Origin of the sequence: Moraxella sp. CTOTU46711, from assembly GCF_031975715.1 — a bacterium.
Lineage (GTDB): Bacteria > Pseudomonadota > Gammaproteobacteria > Pseudomonadales > Moraxellaceae > Faucicola.
This window is the reverse complement of sequence record NZ_DALYMP010000005.1, coordinates 1-15,445: the sequence shown is the minus strand read 5'-3', so window position 1 is coordinate 15,445 and position 15,445 is coordinate 1. Positions and strand designations below refer to the sequence as shown.

At 40.2% G+C, this 15,445-nt stretch carries 19 protein-coding genes and 1 pseudogene; 11 read left to right on the top strand and 9 right to left on the bottom strand.

Going from position 1 to position 15,445, the window contains the following annotated elements:
• Nucleotides 1–44: 44 nt before the first annotated feature.
• Entirely contained in the window at nucleotides 45–2,486 is a 2,442-nt protein-coding gene (locus RTJ53_RS07965) for a type IV secretory system conjugative DNA transfer family protein (RefSeq protein WP_312276556.1), read from the top strand.
• 90 nt (nucleotides 2,487–2,576) lie between these two features.
• Here RTJ53_RS07965 and RTJ53_RS07960 read toward each other — a convergent pair whose 3' ends face one another.
• Nucleotides 2,577–3,683 carry an RNA-guided endonuclease InsQ/TnpB family protein gene (locus RTJ53_RS07960; RefSeq protein ID WP_312276555.1) on the bottom strand — a complete coding sequence of 369 codons (1,107 nt, stop codon included), beginning with the start codon at nucleotides 3,681–3,683 and terminating at the stop codon, nucleotides 2,577–2,579.
• A 220-nt stretch (nucleotides 3,684–3,903) separates the two neighbouring features.
• On the opposite strand from RTJ53_RS07960, the gene RTJ53_RS07955 reads away from it, so the two are divergent.
• From RTJ53_RS07955 to RTJ53_RS07910, 10 genes are all read left to right on the top strand, one after another.
• Nucleotides 3,904–4,221 (top strand): hypothetical protein, encoded by a 318-nt coding sequence (locus RTJ53_RS07955; RefSeq protein WP_312276554.1) that lies wholly within the window; start codon nucleotides 3,904–3,906, stop codon nucleotides 4,219–4,221.
• Complete coding sequence (locus tag RTJ53_RS07950) at nucleotides 4,218–5,258, top strand: thioredoxin domain-containing protein (RefSeq protein ID WP_312276553.1); 1,041 nt, start codon at nucleotides 4,218–4,220, stop codon at nucleotides 5,256–5,258. Before RTJ53_RS07955 ends, RTJ53_RS07950 begins: the two co-directional genes overlap by 4 nt.
• Before the next feature lie 33 nt (nucleotides 5,259–5,291).
• Nucleotides 5,292–6,188 (top strand): hypothetical protein, encoded by an 897-nt coding sequence (locus RTJ53_RS07945; RefSeq protein ID WP_128682205.1) that lies wholly within the window; start codon nucleotides 5,292–5,294, stop codon nucleotides 6,186–6,188.
• A 10-nt stretch (nucleotides 6,189–6,198) separates the two neighbouring features.
• Entirely contained in the window at nucleotides 6,199–6,753 is a 555-nt protein-coding gene (locus tag RTJ53_RS07940) for a hypothetical protein (protein WP_312276552.1), read from the top strand.
• Entirely contained in the window at nucleotides 6,753–7,535 is a 783-nt protein-coding gene (locus RTJ53_RS07935; RefSeq protein WP_312276551.1) for a hypothetical protein, read from the top strand. The genes RTJ53_RS07940 and RTJ53_RS07935 overlap by 1 nt, the downstream gene beginning before the upstream one ends.
• A gap of 22 nt (nucleotides 7,536–7,557) precedes the next feature.
• Entirely contained in the window at nucleotides 7,558–9,576 is a 2,019-nt protein-coding gene (locus RTJ53_RS07930; protein WP_312276550.1) for a M23 family metallopeptidase, read from the top strand.
• Nucleotides 9,577–9,578: 2 nt separating this feature from the next.
• Nucleotides 9,579–10,337: a hypothetical protein gene (locus RTJ53_RS07925; RefSeq protein ID WP_128682214.1), complete on the top strand. Its 759-nt coding sequence runs from the start codon at nucleotides 9,579–9,581 to the stop codon at nucleotides 10,335–10,337.
• 2 nt (nucleotides 10,338–10,339) lie between these two features.
• Nucleotides 10,340–10,975, top strand: coding sequence for a hypothetical protein (locus RTJ53_RS07920; RefSeq protein WP_128682216.1), 636 nt, complete (start codon nucleotides 10,340–10,342; stop codon nucleotides 10,973–10,975).
• 94 nt (nucleotides 10,976–11,069) lie between these two features.
• Nucleotides 11,070–11,252, top strand: coding sequence for a hypothetical protein (locus tag RTJ53_RS07915; protein ID WP_138018298.1), 183 nt, complete (start codon nucleotides 11,070–11,072; stop codon nucleotides 11,250–11,252).
• 221 nt (nucleotides 11,253–11,473) lie between these two features.
• The gene (locus tag RTJ53_RS07910) at nucleotides 11,474–12,160 is read left to right on the top strand and encodes a lytic transglycosylase domain-containing protein (RefSeq protein WP_312276549.1); all 687 of its coding nucleotides are present in this window, start codon (nucleotides 11,474–11,476) and stop codon (nucleotides 12,158–12,160) included.
• 66 nt (nucleotides 12,161–12,226) lie between these two features.
• Here RTJ53_RS07910 and RTJ53_RS07905 read toward each other — a convergent pair whose 3' ends face one another.
• From RTJ53_RS07905 to RTJ53_RS07875, 8 genes and pseudogenes are all read right to left on the bottom strand, one after another.
• Nucleotides 12,227–12,640, bottom strand: a complete 414-nt coding sequence (locus RTJ53_RS07905; RefSeq protein WP_312276548.1) for a hypothetical protein — start codon at nucleotides 12,638–12,640, stop codon at nucleotides 12,227–12,229.
• Nucleotides 12,641–12,687: 47 nt separating this feature from the next.
• Entirely contained in the window at nucleotides 12,688–13,242 is a 555-nt protein-coding gene (locus RTJ53_RS07900; RefSeq protein WP_312276547.1) for a hypothetical protein, read from the bottom strand.
• Nucleotides 13,243–13,409: 167 nt separating this feature from the next.
• The gene (locus tag RTJ53_RS07895; protein ID WP_312276546.1) at nucleotides 13,410–13,631 is read right to left on the bottom strand and encodes a hypothetical protein; all 222 of its coding nucleotides are present in this window, start codon (nucleotides 13,629–13,631) and stop codon (nucleotides 13,410–13,412) included.
• Nucleotides 13,632–13,965: 334 nt separating this feature from the next.
• Nucleotides 13,966–14,100: a DUF7226 domain-containing protein gene (locus RTJ53_RS11890; protein WP_472795625.1), complete on the bottom strand. Its 135-nt coding sequence runs from the start codon at nucleotides 14,098–14,100 to the stop codon at nucleotides 13,966–13,968.
• Between the two features lie 206 nt (nucleotides 14,101–14,306).
• Nucleotides 14,307–14,606: a hypothetical protein gene (locus tag RTJ53_RS07890; RefSeq protein ID WP_135890406.1), complete on the bottom strand. Its 300-nt coding sequence runs from the start codon at nucleotides 14,604–14,606 to the stop codon at nucleotides 14,307–14,309.
• A gap of 16 nt (nucleotides 14,607–14,622) precedes the next feature.
• Nucleotides 14,623–14,808, bottom strand: a complete 186-nt coding sequence (locus tag RTJ53_RS07885; RefSeq protein ID WP_312276626.1) for a helix-turn-helix domain-containing protein — start codon at nucleotides 14,806–14,808, stop codon at nucleotides 14,623–14,625.
• A pseudogene (locus RTJ53_RS07880) lies at nucleotides 14,785–15,021 on the bottom strand (recombinase family protein); the annotation flags it as partial. The pseudogene RTJ53_RS07880 and the gene RTJ53_RS07885, both read right to left, overlap by 24 nt.
• 107 nt (nucleotides 15,022–15,128) lie before the next feature.
• Nucleotides 15,129–15,445 (bottom strand): integrase core domain-containing protein (locus RTJ53_RS07875; RefSeq protein WP_312276545.1); only part of this gene is annotated, 317 nt, incomplete at its 5' end.

Here is a 15,445-nt window from a genome sequence, read left to right as displayed (position 1 = left end):
CAATAGGGCTAGATTAAGGCAGATTTAAAAAAGGCAAATGAAAGATGGCAATATTTCAAGGGGCGATTAAAGATAAAATTGCAACAGAACAACGTGTCGATACCCGGCGTTGGTCAGTAAGAATGGCAGATGCGTGGTCTAACCCTGACGACGCTTTACTGCTGGCATTATTCTTAAGTGCTGTCTCCATTGTTCTAAACATCATGCCGCTGGCTGCTTTGTTAATCAGCCCGGTCAATGCTATTTTAGCGCGTAAGTTTCTACAGCCTTCTAAACGACTGCACAATGTGCCTTACCGCATTCCTAAACATTTAAACATGCCCGATGGTTCAACCTCGCATACCGCTGGTAAATTTAAACCGTCAGTTGCCTCAAAATTTTGGGGTAAGGGCGTCTCCATGTATGGATTGGATCGCGAAACGAACTTGCAGCTTTGGACCACGGATTCTGACGATCGGGTACATACGTTGATATTGGGTACCACAGGTTCAGGTAAAACCGAGCTAATACATAACCTATTGTTTAATCAGGTTCTCAATAACAGTGGTTTCATTGCCTGTGATGCCAAAGGCGAGGTCGGTTTTTACGAGCGTCAGACCTCATTATTACGTCGATTGGCGAGGCATGATGACTTGTTAGCTATTTCCTATGCCGCAGGTAAGCGTGATTTTTCTAAGCCGCAAGACGACAAACCAAGCAACACCTTTAATATGATGGCCGACACCTCCGCTGGCATGTTGACCGAGATTATCTCCGGCATGTTAGATAGTGGCGGTAATGGGAATGACATTTGGGTAGGCCGCTGCGTCGCTTTTGTTGCCTGTTTGACTTCGGTACTGGTTTACCTACGAGACCAAGGTGAAATTGAGCTTTCACCGGCTGTCTATTTGTCCTATATGGAATTGGCTGAAATTGAACGATTGGCCAATAATCAGGTTTACATGAATAAGTACCACGGATTTGAGCAAGTTTCCGCAGGGCTACGTGACTTCTTAATTTCGCTGCCGGGTTATATTGTGGGTAAAACGCCTGGCTCACAAGAGGGTAAAACCAATGAGCAATTTGGTTTTATCACTATGCAGCTAACGCGTGTGTTTAATGACCTAGGATATAACTATGGTCATATTTTCGGTGTTGAGATCGGTGATGTCGATATTTCTGACGTGGTGTTCAACCGTCGATGCCTTGCTGTTATGCTGCCAGCTCTTGAGCGTTCTGTACCCACACTCAATATGCTTAGTAAGCTAATCATTGCCTCGATTAAACAAATGATGGCTGGTTCTTTAGGATCGGCTCTAGAGGGTAGTAAACGATTGATTGTTGATTCAAGACCGACCTCTGCGGACAGCGCATTTCGTGTAGTGCTAGATGAAATCGGCTATATGATGAGTATCGGAATTTCCATCATACCAGCCCAGGCTCGCGGCATTAATATCGCGATGGTATTTGCTGCTCAATCTTTTTCAGATATTAAACGTGGCTCCGCCGAGGAAGCAGAAGCAATTTGGGCGAACTGTAATATGAAAATGATTGGTAAACTGTCCGATGGTAAGCAGTCAGAAACCGTCCAAAAAGTGCAAGGCATCGCAGGTGATGTTGAGCAAATGTATATTGATGGTTATCACCAACATGAAAATAATATGGGCGACTTAATTTTCAGAGCAAACCGTTCTGCTCGTCGGGAGTCACGTCCAGTGATAGACTGGCATGATTTAGCGGCCCAATCCGAAGGTCAATTCCATTTAATTGTTTCTAAGACCGAAGATGGGGCAATGAAAGGTGGGTCTAGGGTTATTCGCTTTGAAAGTTTGTTTACTGGAGACGTAACTTCTTCACCGGATATGTATATTAATAGCTTTATTCCAGTTTCACGTCTTGTTGAGTTAGAAGATTATCAAACTGAGCAATCTACTTTTTTATATAACGCTTTAATGGAAGATAGACTACTATCAGATATTAATAATATTTGCGACTCCCAAACTAGCTCTATTCATTCAGCCACTAAGCAGATAACAACCCAATATGATGATTGCTTGGCCAGTAGTCAGAGTATTGCTGGGTTAAAAAATCGCGTTGACAGTATGGTTGCTTATCTTATGACCAGCTTTAACAACATGAATAAGGCCGACACCAGTGGTAAAAACTACAAGCAGACGGTTCAATTTGCTGCATTTGATGATATTCAATTTACCATGCAGAACCAAAATCAAGACGATACCATTATCATTGAAAGTGAAGGTTTTGGTGAAATAGAGAAAGATGCGTTAATTACCGCTGAACAGAAATTAGAAATTGGCAATATGACTAAAAATTCACAGCCATTTGAACCATTAATCAGCGATTTGCCACAATATGAAGTTGATGTTGACCATGCTAATCAAACAGCTGATTGGATATCGCACATTGTCAACAATACCAAGACTAAGCAAAAGCAGTATGACATTACCCAAACAATTAAAAAGCTTTCTAAATCACCAAAACTTTAGAAATTATAATAAATAAAGCGCATCAATCGCTAGTTAACTTGAGCAGTTAACTGGCTTTTATTATGTCTAATAGTTGACTTCCTCCCCTTGCTAAAGCAAGGGGATTTCTACAGCTAGACGGTCAAGCCCGACCGCAAGAATGTTCTTAGCAGCATTGATATCTCTATCATGCCGTGTGCCACACGTTGCACAAGTCCATTCTCTTATTCCAAGCGATTTTCTACCTTTCGGACTGTTGGCAGTGATGTCACCGCAACACGAACATCGCTGGGTCGTGTATCTCTCATTCACGATTTCAAAACGGCAACCTGCGTTCTCGCATTTGTAGGTCAGTTGTCGTTTCAGTTCAAACCAGCCTGCATCGTAAACCGATTTGGCGAGTTTGCCTTTTTTACTATTAAATTGATTACTCTGAATATCACCGACCACGATTAGCGCATTATCTTTAACTAATTGGGTGGTGAATTTATGTATGAGGTCTTGGCGTGTATTTTTGATTTTGGCATGGATTGCCTTAACACGTCGTTTGTTTTTGGCTCTTTGAGCAATGGCTAAATCTTTGGCATATTTCAGTGTTTGCTTGATTTGTAGCTTGTCGCCATTTGAGGCGGTGGCACTGTCTTTTAAACCTAAATCAATACCGACGCTACCAGTTCCACAGGTTTGTTTTGGGTAATCCTTGACGGTGATACACGCGTACCAACGGTTACGGCTGTCTTGCACAATCTCGCAGGTATTGATTTGGTATAGTGATAAGTTGTAGCTATCCCATAGGTCAATGATGAGTTTTTGCCCTTTGGCTAGGCTTAGTTGCAAGGTGGATTTTAAGCCCTTTTTACCAGTTTGGTGTGTGGCGATGTGTTTGATGGCAGATTGTTTAAACGGTAGCCAACCTAATGACTTACGCTTAGAGCTTGGGTTGTTGGTTCGCCAGTTTAGTTTAGTTTTTTTGAATTGGCGACGCGATTTGGCGTGGGTTTCGTTGATGGCTTGGATGGTCTGACTGTGTAAGCCTAGCAGTTCACCACTACCTTTGGTATATTCGTTTAAATCATACGCACTAAAGAATTTGCCAGTACGCTTAAGATGCTCGTAGCTTAACGCATTGACATAGTTCCATACGAAATTAACCAAACCACTTAGGCGGTTAAGCTTTGCTGTGTGTTTATCTCGTATGCGTAGCTTGAGTGTTTTCATCGGAATTAGTGTGGCAAGTTATGTTTAAGGTTTCAAGGTGCTAGATTGGCTATACGTCATTATACGACGTGTTGTTTGCCTTATATCCACCGCCTAAAGTCGGTGGTTTTACGGCAAGGGGTGATAAACTTTATATATAAAATAACTATTATAAGTGCATTATATATATGATAAAATGATTATAAAATTCTATTAAATACTCGATAGGTGCAGAGAATTTATGAAATATAAGCCATTGAAAACTTACAATCGTTTGGGCTTTGGTTATATTCAACCAAGTTTACTCGAACAGGCATCAGACTTAGAAAATGTTGCTAAAAAATATCGCAAGCTTGCCAACACGCTTTCAGCGGTATTCATTGGGCTTTTGTTTGTTGCAATCATGAGCCTAATCTACTTTGTGATGAATCATAGCCTTTTTGATGTGGTTGCATCTTTGGTAGTGGCAAGTATTGTAGCGATCATCGTAAATAAGATTTGCGGCAACCTATATTCTCTTAAGCCATTTTATAAAATTATCTATAAGGATGCCCAATGAGTTTGTCTAACAACCCACAGCCAGCAGATTTATCAGTAATTAATCGAAAACCGACACTAAAGACATCATCTGCAACGGCGAACCCTCCTGTGTTATCGACAGCTAAACGTAGCCCTGCTGTACTTGGTTTGGCATTACTAGCTGTCTTATCCTTATCAAGTAATGTGGCTCAATATATTACTTATAATAAAACGCCTGACAAATACGTTGAAAAACTTGGCAAAATTCTTGAAAAACAAGAACAAGCTGGCGCAGTAAGCTATTTGCTAGAGCTTCCTAATGGTGATAAAAGCGTCGTCTATGGGGCCAAAGGCACTAAAGCACTATTTTATGGCGATGCTTATCAAGCTGATACGCAGGATGTCATGTTCAGCAACATGAATAGTAAGTCAACTGTCGGCACCAACCCTCAAAACCAACCACAACAACAATCTGCCACCGCGCAATCGGCATCAGCCAATGCTGCTAGTAGTGCAGGTGCGTATGCTGAATATGGCCAAAATGACTTAACACCCGGTCAAGCGATTGGTGAGTTTAAAGGCAAAGTACCCGATATTTTCCCAATTCTAGATGCGTTAAGTGGTTTCAAAGAAAATGCTTCAATCTCGCCAGCTAACACGATCTATATTATCTATGACCCACGTTGCCCATACTGCCATCAACTATTTGAAGATACTCGAAAAATTGACTTAAAAGCTAAAGGTGCAACGATTAAATGGTTGCCAACCACGGCCTTAGGCGAAAGTACCGATGCTATTGCACAAGCAGCTGCGGGTATGAGAGCCAAGACTGTTGATGAATTTGCAGCAGCCCTTGGTAAAGATGCGGTGAAAGCTGAGGCTGTGACTGATAAAGAAAAACAAGCTATCAAAGATAACTTTGCTTTGTTTTATGAAGCGCATAAAACTGCCTTTGCTGGCAAGTCAACGACGCCATCTGTACCTGCTGCATTCTTCTTAGATAAGCGTACAGGTGAACCTCGATTAGTCTATGGTTCTTCGTTGCCCGAAGTTCGTAAATCTATATTCGGCGAGTAGTTTGCTCGCCAATCTACTATAAAGGAATAAGTTATGGTTGATGAAACTGTTTACGCCGCAACCGTGCAAGATGATGACACCGCAATGGATATTCATCCTACCTTTGGTATTGGTTTTGAGCCATTAGGCAAAACTTTTAGTGTTCAAGACCCAGCTAATCTGTACTTACCACAGTATGCCCAAAAAACCACACTTGCACCCACTGGCAACCTACAACTGTCTTTTAAAGGCTTTGATAGCTATGCTACCAAACAAAATCATTTAACGATCGCTGAATTTATTGCTAATCAGCGATTAGAAGATTATGACGAATCGGTTTTGATTGATAATTGTCGTTCTGAAATGATGAAGGGTAATGCGATTGTATTTGGGGAAATCAGTTATTTGGATCAAGCCAGCAATCAAGTCGTCGGGCAGTGCTACCGTCCAGTGTTTTATGTGGTCAAACCAAGCCGTTCAACCAATGAATTTTTACCGATAGACGTTGTTCGCTCTTACATACAAGATACTTATAACCAAGCATTTAAAAACGCTTATCAAGGTGATAACAATGCTCTAAGCGATACACCCTCCAAAAAGAAATTTCATCAAGCCATTAACCCTATTTTAAATAAAAGAGTGCAAAGAAACATTGCGATTGCGGCGATTATTTCAATTCTTGGTGGTGGCGTGGTATATGCCTATGAAAAACACAAAGATAATCAACCATCCACGGAAACTGAGACATCAGCTTCGTCGGTGAAAACCCCAGTCGAAGCCCTTAAAGGTATGGCAAAAGAACCAGTAATGCTTGTGAATAAAAAAGGTGATGGTGTCGAGCAAACCAGCACCGATGACATGGCTAATTTGCAGGTTGCTACCACGGAAAATTATCTTAAAAAAATGGGCGTTGATATTAACAAGAAAAGTGATTTGAGCTGCTTGGAGTAAGATAAACCCTATGGGATTGAGACTTAATAAAGAGCAAACCTTGCAGCTCATGGCAATGGCAAGGCGAGAGTCAGCATTAGAAGCCACACGATGTTTGGCTTATATCAGATTATTTACCATATTGGCTGTTTATAATAAACGCAGTCCTATTTTATCAAGCCGTTCAGGTGGACTGCTTATGCCAAATGCTTTCCTACCTTTCATAGCTCTCGGGTTTTATGAGGACGTTTTTATTGTGGGTTTTCAAAAACCGACCTACGAGGCAATTAAGCATTTAGAACTTAAGCTTGGCTGGGTGGAAACTAACTCGCGCTCCTATTGCCTGTACTTTTCTTCTGTGAAATATGGGGATAACAGATTACCGCCCATACGCCTAAGCTTTAATGTGTTGCTACCGAAACTAATAGAGCGAATTAAACAGTGTAATCATGTGACAGTTGGTTTAAGTGTAATAAAAGATGGCTGCCCTGACATCGTGGAAGCAAGAAGTTTGGCTGTTGATCTGCTTAGTGCAACCCCGGTGGGTGGTGTTAATAACAAAATGCGCTTTGAGAGTGTACTGTAATGGCAGACTTTTTTAATCCGATTGGCCAAACGATCGAATTGGCATTAAACAACTGCAAACAGCAAATTAGAAAAGGTGGATTAAAGGATAATTCGCCTTATATCGCGTCAAGCATTGGGTTACTAGATTATTACCGAAAATTAGTGGGGGGACCGACTGCTTACCAACTGATTAATCAAGAAAAAATTGATTCAATCACGCCAGTCAACCAGGCAAAGTTGTATTGCCGACGGCTACCATCAAGTGATCCTTGTATTATTAGCCAATCGGTTCTACTTCTCGTCTGTGATCTCACTGAAACCGAGTTTAATATCATCAATTATCTTGGTTATCACAATCGTAAGATATTCCAATCAGTTGCTTTTAAAAATGAACTAAATCATAAGCTGATATTGCCGTTTGAATTGGTAACGATATTGGTGGGTAGTTTGGGTGGTGTTGATAGCAATTATGCCTTTTTTAATAACCCAACGCATCCTTGTTTTTATCACGACATTAGACCTGCGCCTGTAGTTGGCGTAGCGGTTGCTGGAAACATTGAGCGTCTTATTGGATATGTCGCAAGTCCCAATCTTTTAGCAGATTACCTAAATGTGATGTTTCAAGGCTCACAGACAGTCGATGAAACTAAAATAGAATTTGATACCTACACGGCATTGCAATTACTCAAAAACCGTTATGGCGTTGCAGTATCGCATTCCGTATTCCAAACCCTTCAAAAAGCAGAACATGATTTAAGTAGATTTCCAACTGGCCAAGTCGTGTTGGAACTACATTCATGATTAGTAATGCTGGAATTTACTAATGAGCAAAAAACACCTTCGATTATCTGTTTTAACCTTGTCTGTATTGGGCGTGATGACCAGTTACGCCGACGCGCCTTTGCCTCAGGGCGTTCAAAGTAGTAAAACGCCACAGCCAACGCCGCTTGTAACGGTATTAGCTGCGCCACCGCACGGTAGGGTTAGAGCCGATTCTAGTAATACTGGCCGTTTTGGTGATTTTAGATGGCGTCAAGATAAGAATGGACGCACGTATGCCAGCTTTCATGAAGGTATTGATATTGCCACTGGTAATAATGCGTTATATGCCCCTTGGAGCGGTGTCACCACGCGCCCCCCTTTAGGATATAGCTCTCATACTGTCGGGGTGAGAAATAAAGATGGTGGTATCTTAGAATACATGCACACTATTAATCCTAAAGCTGCCAATATCCCGATCGCTGTCGGTCAGCAGGTAGCGATCGAAGGGAATAGAGGCGGTAATTACCCTGTTCACTTGCACATGCAATACAATGCGGCCAACAACGAACCTTTGTACTCATTATGGTTGGGTGAAAGAGGCAAAGGAGGGCAATTTGGTACCAATGTTGTTAAAGGGCCTTATTATACTCAAGGTCGAGGTCCTATAAATATCAATCAAAAGCCAGGCAGAAGATTATCTGATCCGACCCCTCATTTAGGCTTTGATGTCAGATTTACTGGCGGTGCAGATCAACGCTATGCTAAGTATTTAGGAAACACAGCTCGCCAGCAATTTAATGCGCTTTATGGCACCAACATGCCATTAAACGTGCCTCGCTATGGTAGTGGTGCAGTTGCTACCAACTTAACACCATTCCCAGCAGTAACCAAACTTGGTAATTGGGATGCGCTATCTGCTGGCGCAGCCAACATGAGTGCGGTTAATGGCGCGGTCACCGCCGATATGAGTGGTTACAATCTTGGTGGTAATTACGTGTCCTATCAAGCATTGGCGTCTTTCTTGGCCAGTGATGACGGTGCAGCCTTCGGTACGCTGCCTCCACTAGCTTCACCGGTCAACTTTAATGAAATGTCGATTGCTCAAATTGTGTCTCAAATAGGGACGCACCGATATGGCAATCCAAAGTGGTATAAGGCAATGGCTGGTCTATCTAGTAAAGCCATGATGACTGAATACCTTATGATGACTACTGAGGAGAATTTTTTAAAGGCAATGACGGATGCGATGCAGCAGCGTATTGAGGTTGCTTTAGCTGCGTTAGCACAAGCAAGAATGCACGACTACAGTAAAAAAGTTGATACCCTACAAGCGATTGCCACCGCTCAGGCAATTCCTAAAGTCATTGACCGTGAATTAGAAGCAAGTGGTGATGAATATGTCACCTCTTATCAATATACAAGCGACAGTGCAACGCCACTTGATATCGCTAACTTACCGAATGACATCACCGCACTAATGACCACATTATTAGAAAAAGTTGCTGGCAATGAAAGTCGCGGTAGTTATTTCTCTATTAACCGTGGCGGTGGTAATAAAGCATATAGCTGTAATACTTCCTGGACGAGTCCAGGACCTTATCAAGGCAAAGTAATTTACGATATTACCAATCGAAACTTATCACAGCTATTATCACAGCTTAGTATGAATACCAGCAATCGTTGTAATGAAGGTGCAATTTGGGCGGCAGGTAAGTATCAAATGGTATATGTTGCTGTGCTTGATATGAAGCAACGCGCACCTAAATTATGGAGCAAGTACGCCAATGTGCCATATAGCCCACAAGTGCAGGAAGCAGTTGCTAGAGAGTGGTTATTGTTATCTAAGCGCAAACAACTTGGTGATTTCATACTTGGTAAGGGCAATGTCAGCCTTAAAGAAGCGAAAAAACAAGTTGCTTACGAATGGTCATCGGTGGGCGATCCTGATAAGTGTACGGGTCCAAATTATTGTAGATCGGCGAACAGCGACTCAGGTAACATGAATTACGCACATACCCAACAGGTCTATGCCATCCTAGAGAAAATTGATCAAATTAATAAACAGAAACAAGGAAAATAATAATGCTGACCAATTTTATGAAGTTTGTATTACCAATATCAGTTATCGCGTCAAGCGTACCAGTGTTCGCGTCTGACAGTATCGACGTGGGCGATATCCGCACACAAAAAGTCATGGGTTATGACGTGCTTTGTAATTCTTATGGGGACTTATATTGGCAATCAAAAAAATCCTCGCATAAAGCCTACAATTTTTGTAAGCCTGGTGCCGTTAACTTACTGCTGACGCAAGCAGCACAATTAAAGCAGCCAAACTTTGCAGGGGATTTAAAGCTGTTTTCATTCTACCCTAATATTAACGGTAAACCGCAACAAGATTACAGCTTAGTGGTTGTGGTCGATGAAAAAGCCAAACAAATCTTGCCCGATGCGGCAATTTATATGAACCAAAAATACGTCGATCAAGGTGTAAGTCCAGCTGATAATAAAAAGGCTGGTTATAGTCAACCGACTGGCAAGGTGGTATCGAGTGTTAACTCAGCGATGTATTGCTTTAAAAACCCAAACTTAGCTTTTGTATCTATGGGGGGATTTTACCCTGCTGCCAATGCGCCACTTTGTAGCTTATACATGGGGTACACGCCAGGGACAAACATTACCGGTGCGTATGGAAATTTTATGGTTATTCCAAGACCGGAAGATAGCAATGAGGCCACACATCGTTACAGCATCTTTACTGGTGTAACCCCTGAAAAAACCGGGGAATACGAAATGTATCACCGTACTGCCAAGCAGCTTATTAATAAGGCTAGGGGACGTTAAAAATGGGACAACACAACCAAGATACCGAACATCATATTGTAAGCAATACCAAACTTGCTGACAAAAAATCAAACCCCTTTACCCAAAAGGTAAAGCGCGGTTCATTGGTTGTGGCCACGCTACCATTACGCTTAGTAATGCCAAGGGGTGTTGGCTATCGAACACGCGGTTTTAAGAAAAAAGCTGAGACGGAAGTTTGCCCTAAGTGCTTATCGGCTAATTTAGAATTTAAGAATGAGGCATGGGGTTGCCCATCCTGTAACTTTAGGGTTACTGCCAATACCGATGATATTGATGCGTTGCGACAATATATTCGTGTAAACGGCCATAAGCTTAATCGTCAGCTCGACAATGATGCGGTTCATAGCATTATTATGAAGCGCGTATTTGCTGCGCGTGTCGTAGCATTAATGGCTTGGATGGTGTTTATCGTTGATATGCTGTTCTTAATCCAGGGACATTTTCTACTGTTTATCGCTACGCTATCGTTGCTAGTTTTTTTATTACTAATAGTGGCGAGCTATGGCTATCGTGCTTGGCAGTTAGCCACTGGTAATTTATACCCGGTCGATGGCAAAGCCCAATTTAAACAATATGCACTCAATAATTTATGGATTAAAAACCCACTGACTAATTAAAGAACGATCTCATGATGTGGCACCTGCACAAAACAAAGGTTAAAAATCAGCATTTATACCCCCTTACTCACCCAACTAAGCATAAGGAACTTTAATGAACGTTGACTCTGAAAAATTAAAAGTAATTCTACCTTTAATTGTATTGTTTATTGAGGGTTTAATCTCTTACTGGTTGATAAAAATATTTGGTATATACGCTTTTCCAATAATACTAATTATGGCAGGTATTCCATTGTTTCTTATAAAAATTATAAACGTTAAAAAAAATAATGCTTAAGCACAGAAAAATCAACCCCACTTTAACCAAAACAAAGGTGGGGACTATTAGTAGTCGCAAAGTGCTTATAAAAAAATCTAAAGATGGGCATCCGCAACACCTGTTTAGCATGAATTACAAATTTGGTAAATTATTTTGATTAACAAAAGGTAAACCTGCCTTTTTTAAAATAATCCTTGTGCAAGTGCTACATAATGACGAAGAACGAGGTAAAAGTGTTTATGTTGGCTAAAACGTTGACTAAATCTGCAATCTTACTGATGACGTTTATTGGTGGATATGCGGTTGCAGATAATCCTTTTTATAATAATTCAAATTCAGCTAGTAGCTATCCGAGAATTATCTTTCAGCCATCTAATGAGGTAGGTATTCAAGCCAGCCGCGTAAGCTACCAACAAGCCCCTTATAATGCGTTTTCACGCTTAGGTAATAGCTCTACAAGCCTAAACCCTCAAGACTATCCAATCGGGCGTCCTACGCTTACCTGTGTGGCTAATATTGCAGCTAATCAAGGGGTGCCTGTGGACCTTTTATTAGGTATTCAGTCGATTGAAAGAGGATTGACCGGACAGAAGGTAGGAAACAGAAACACAACCTATGATATTGGGGCGTTTCAGATCAATTCTACGCATCTGCCGCGTATTGCTCGATTAGGCGGCTCAGAGTATGATTTGCTGCATCGTGGCTGCTACAATGCTAGGATTGCAGCCATGCTGCTATCAGAAGCTCTAAATCAATCCAGCAAGGGTAGATTAGATTATTATAGTAGGGCATCAGGGTATCATTCGTGGACGCCTACCTATAATATGATATATCGAAAAAAACTGGTCAAATATACCGCGCAATGGCAAAATTGGCTTAGAAACAATCAGCTGGGGCATTTGATTTCTGCACCCATACCTTTTTAAAATCTCATTATCCTAAAGACAAAAACCTCTTGTTAAGCCAAGAGGTTTTTTAATGGGGGACGTAATTTATAGGGAATTTGGGTCAATTAAATCATTTTCGATGAAATTCTGCTCAAGTTTTGCTTTGGCTCTAACTACACAAGCGTTCCAATCTTCCTTACTCATTATCTTTTTGACTTCATCAAGAATAAGCGGTGTAAGCTCTAATTTCTTTTTCTTTGATAGAAATGGATATTTGCGGCTAAGTTCGTTTTTCTCTAAACGTAATTTTCTACGTTGTTTACCGATTTTGTCCTTCTCTTTTTTGGTTAAGTCGCTTGTTCTAAGTTCAACGGTCAAACGTCCGATGCTTTCATCTAAATCTCTGAATCTATCATAAATTTCTTGAACGTTATCAACCCCATTTGACTGTGTGACAATCATTGCTAGTTTGTTGACAGGTCGAGATGAAGTGAGTTTATCAAAATCTGCTGATTGCATCGTCAAATTTCCCATTAGTTTGTGCAGGTACTACATAAGGATGACAATTAAACTAAATTAAAAAACCCTTCTTTAATTTCATGCTCAAGTCGTCTAATAATATTTCTCATTTCATATTGTGCATTAGAGGTTGCTCTATTGCCATCATCAGCTAAAAATACGCCATTCGTATATTCATTCTTGTCAGTTACATAGTAATAAATCCAACCATTTACGACTCGCATGACCGCATGAGTGTCATTAATTTTTAACACCTGATGTAAAGCGAGGGTTGCCATCTTATCGGCCGTATTTATACTGCGATGATGCTCACTAATAGCAAGCTTTAAATCGCCATATTTATCCAATGCTTTATTGAGAGTGCCAAACTTATCCGCTAATCTATTAGCGTAAGCATTAAGCATTGAACACTCTACTGGATGATAATTGTTTTCATTAATTTCAAGCGGATCGTTAAGCCAAATTTCACATAATTTTTTACGTTGATCGGATTTAACAATCGTACCGTAGTTGCTGTAATTCGTATCATGTTCAACTCGTGGAACAACCACCTTTTCTTTGTCTGAAACTAGCAAAGTAGTCTTTTCATGTTCGTTTTGCATACAATTTTCCTATATATCAGCTATAAATTAATCGAAATAGAGAGTTTTTTCTTTGTCTGAAACTAGCAAAGTAGTCTTTTCATGGAACGTTGCCCTTAACTCTTACATCATAAGATAAACATTTTGTTCCCTTATGAATCTACGTCATCACTTGTCGCTTAAACCTACTAAACCTTAATCCCTACTTTTTTCATCAAGGCTTTATATTCAAGGTATTCAGGATTTTTTTGATAACTTTCACCAAATTGTTCAATTAATTCTTCACGATCCCACTGCTTTTCACGACGACGAATCTTAAAGAACCGGTATATTCTGCTGCCAAAAAATAATGCAAAAAATATCCCTTGACCTACTATAAAAAATTTCATTGTGGGGCTAATTCCATCCATAATCTTATCCTACTTTTTATTTAAATTTAACACATATTACGAAGTTTTTTAAACAATATTGATATCATTCTTAGCTTGTTTTCTAGGGCGTGTCCCTAATTCGGAACAAAGTATTTTTAATGGCCTAAAATGCCTAAATCTGGCAAAACTGCGTTGAATTGTTTGACAATATTTCAATATTATCTGCACAATTTGCCTTGTTTTGCTAGCGATTTAGTCTATTTTTAGCCTCATTATCCAAATAGGGACACACCCAGTAAATTTCTTAAAAAGTATTTTTTATCCAACTATTTTTAATTTTATTGATCTTCTGCGCATGTACTAATCAATAAAATTAGGCCTCTAATTCATCTATAATCCATTTTGTCCAAGATCGGATAGTTGATGCGCGTCTTTTAAAGGTACCATCTGAACCTATACTATTTATGCTATTTTTTATAATCTCAACAATTCTAGCTGTATCATTCATAAAGCTTAATGCAAAACAGACTCCTTTGCTTTAGATGCTATGAGTATTGATCAAAATCTGTTTCAATTAATAAATCAACCACACTGATAGAATGGTTACTATACTTCCTATAATCGACAAGACTGTTACCAATGCTGCATAGGTATATCTATTTTTCATCATTAAATTCCAGATTAACGCTGAGTTTATGGAATGGATGCGATATCTTATTCAGTCACTGGTTCGCCATCGATTATCAACGGTCTATCACCAATTAACAAATAATCCTCACTAGCATTTTGTGAAGAAACACGAATATGATTGTCGCCTTTATAGATAGATAAGCTAACCTTTAGATCCATTTCTTGCAATAAGTCTTTCAAAATAACTTCAAGCTCAGCCAGTGAAAAACAAGTTAAGTCTATGTTCAATCGATTGGCTAACTTTCCTTGCATTGTTCTATAGTATACAAAATTACCTTTCTTGATTCTGACTGTGCTTATCTGATCGGATGGCTTGTTAAACATCTCAATTCCTTCTTGATTAAAGTTTACTTGCTGGTAAATATTTATAAAGAGTTGGCTTTGGCACATTGATATTTTCAGCTACTTCATCATAGCTTAAACCTGATTCTAACAATTGTCGAGCAATCTTAACTTTAGCTTCAGTCATAGATTTAGGCCGTCCACCAAGACGACCACGTTTGCGAGCTGATTCAAGTCCTGCGATAACACGTTCTTGTATTAGCTCACGCTCCATTTGAGCAATAGCACCAAGAATTGTGAAATACATACGGCCGGTGGGCGTAGTAGTATCAATATTTTCTGTTAGACTAAGTAAATTGACACTTTTTTCATTTAAAGTAGCAGAAATTTTAAGTAACTCTGCTGTGCTTCGACATAGTCTGTCTAACTTCCATACTACTAACGTATCACCTGAGCGAACGTACTCAAGTGAACCGTCCTGGTATTATCGGAGACAGGTTTGCTTGAGTCAGGCAGCATAGCCTGACGGAATTAATGAACAATAGTACATATTTTCCGCATCCACTACGAGCATAGCTCTCCGTCTTGCACTCGGGCGAAGCAGTGCTTCGCTATTCCTCGTTCAGGCGATACATATCCATTGGTAGAATGCAATCGTTCATAGTTGTACCAGTGTACCCAATCAAGGGTCGCTAGCGCAACATCATTTACGCCATCCCATTCCTGTTTCAAATAATCAATCACCTCCGCTTTATATAGCCCATTCACGCTTTCAGCTAGAGCATTGTCATAAGAATCGCCTGTCGTGCCGACTGATGCGGCAAGTCCCGATTGTTTAAGCCGTTCACCGTACTTAATCGATAGATACTGACTACCTTTAT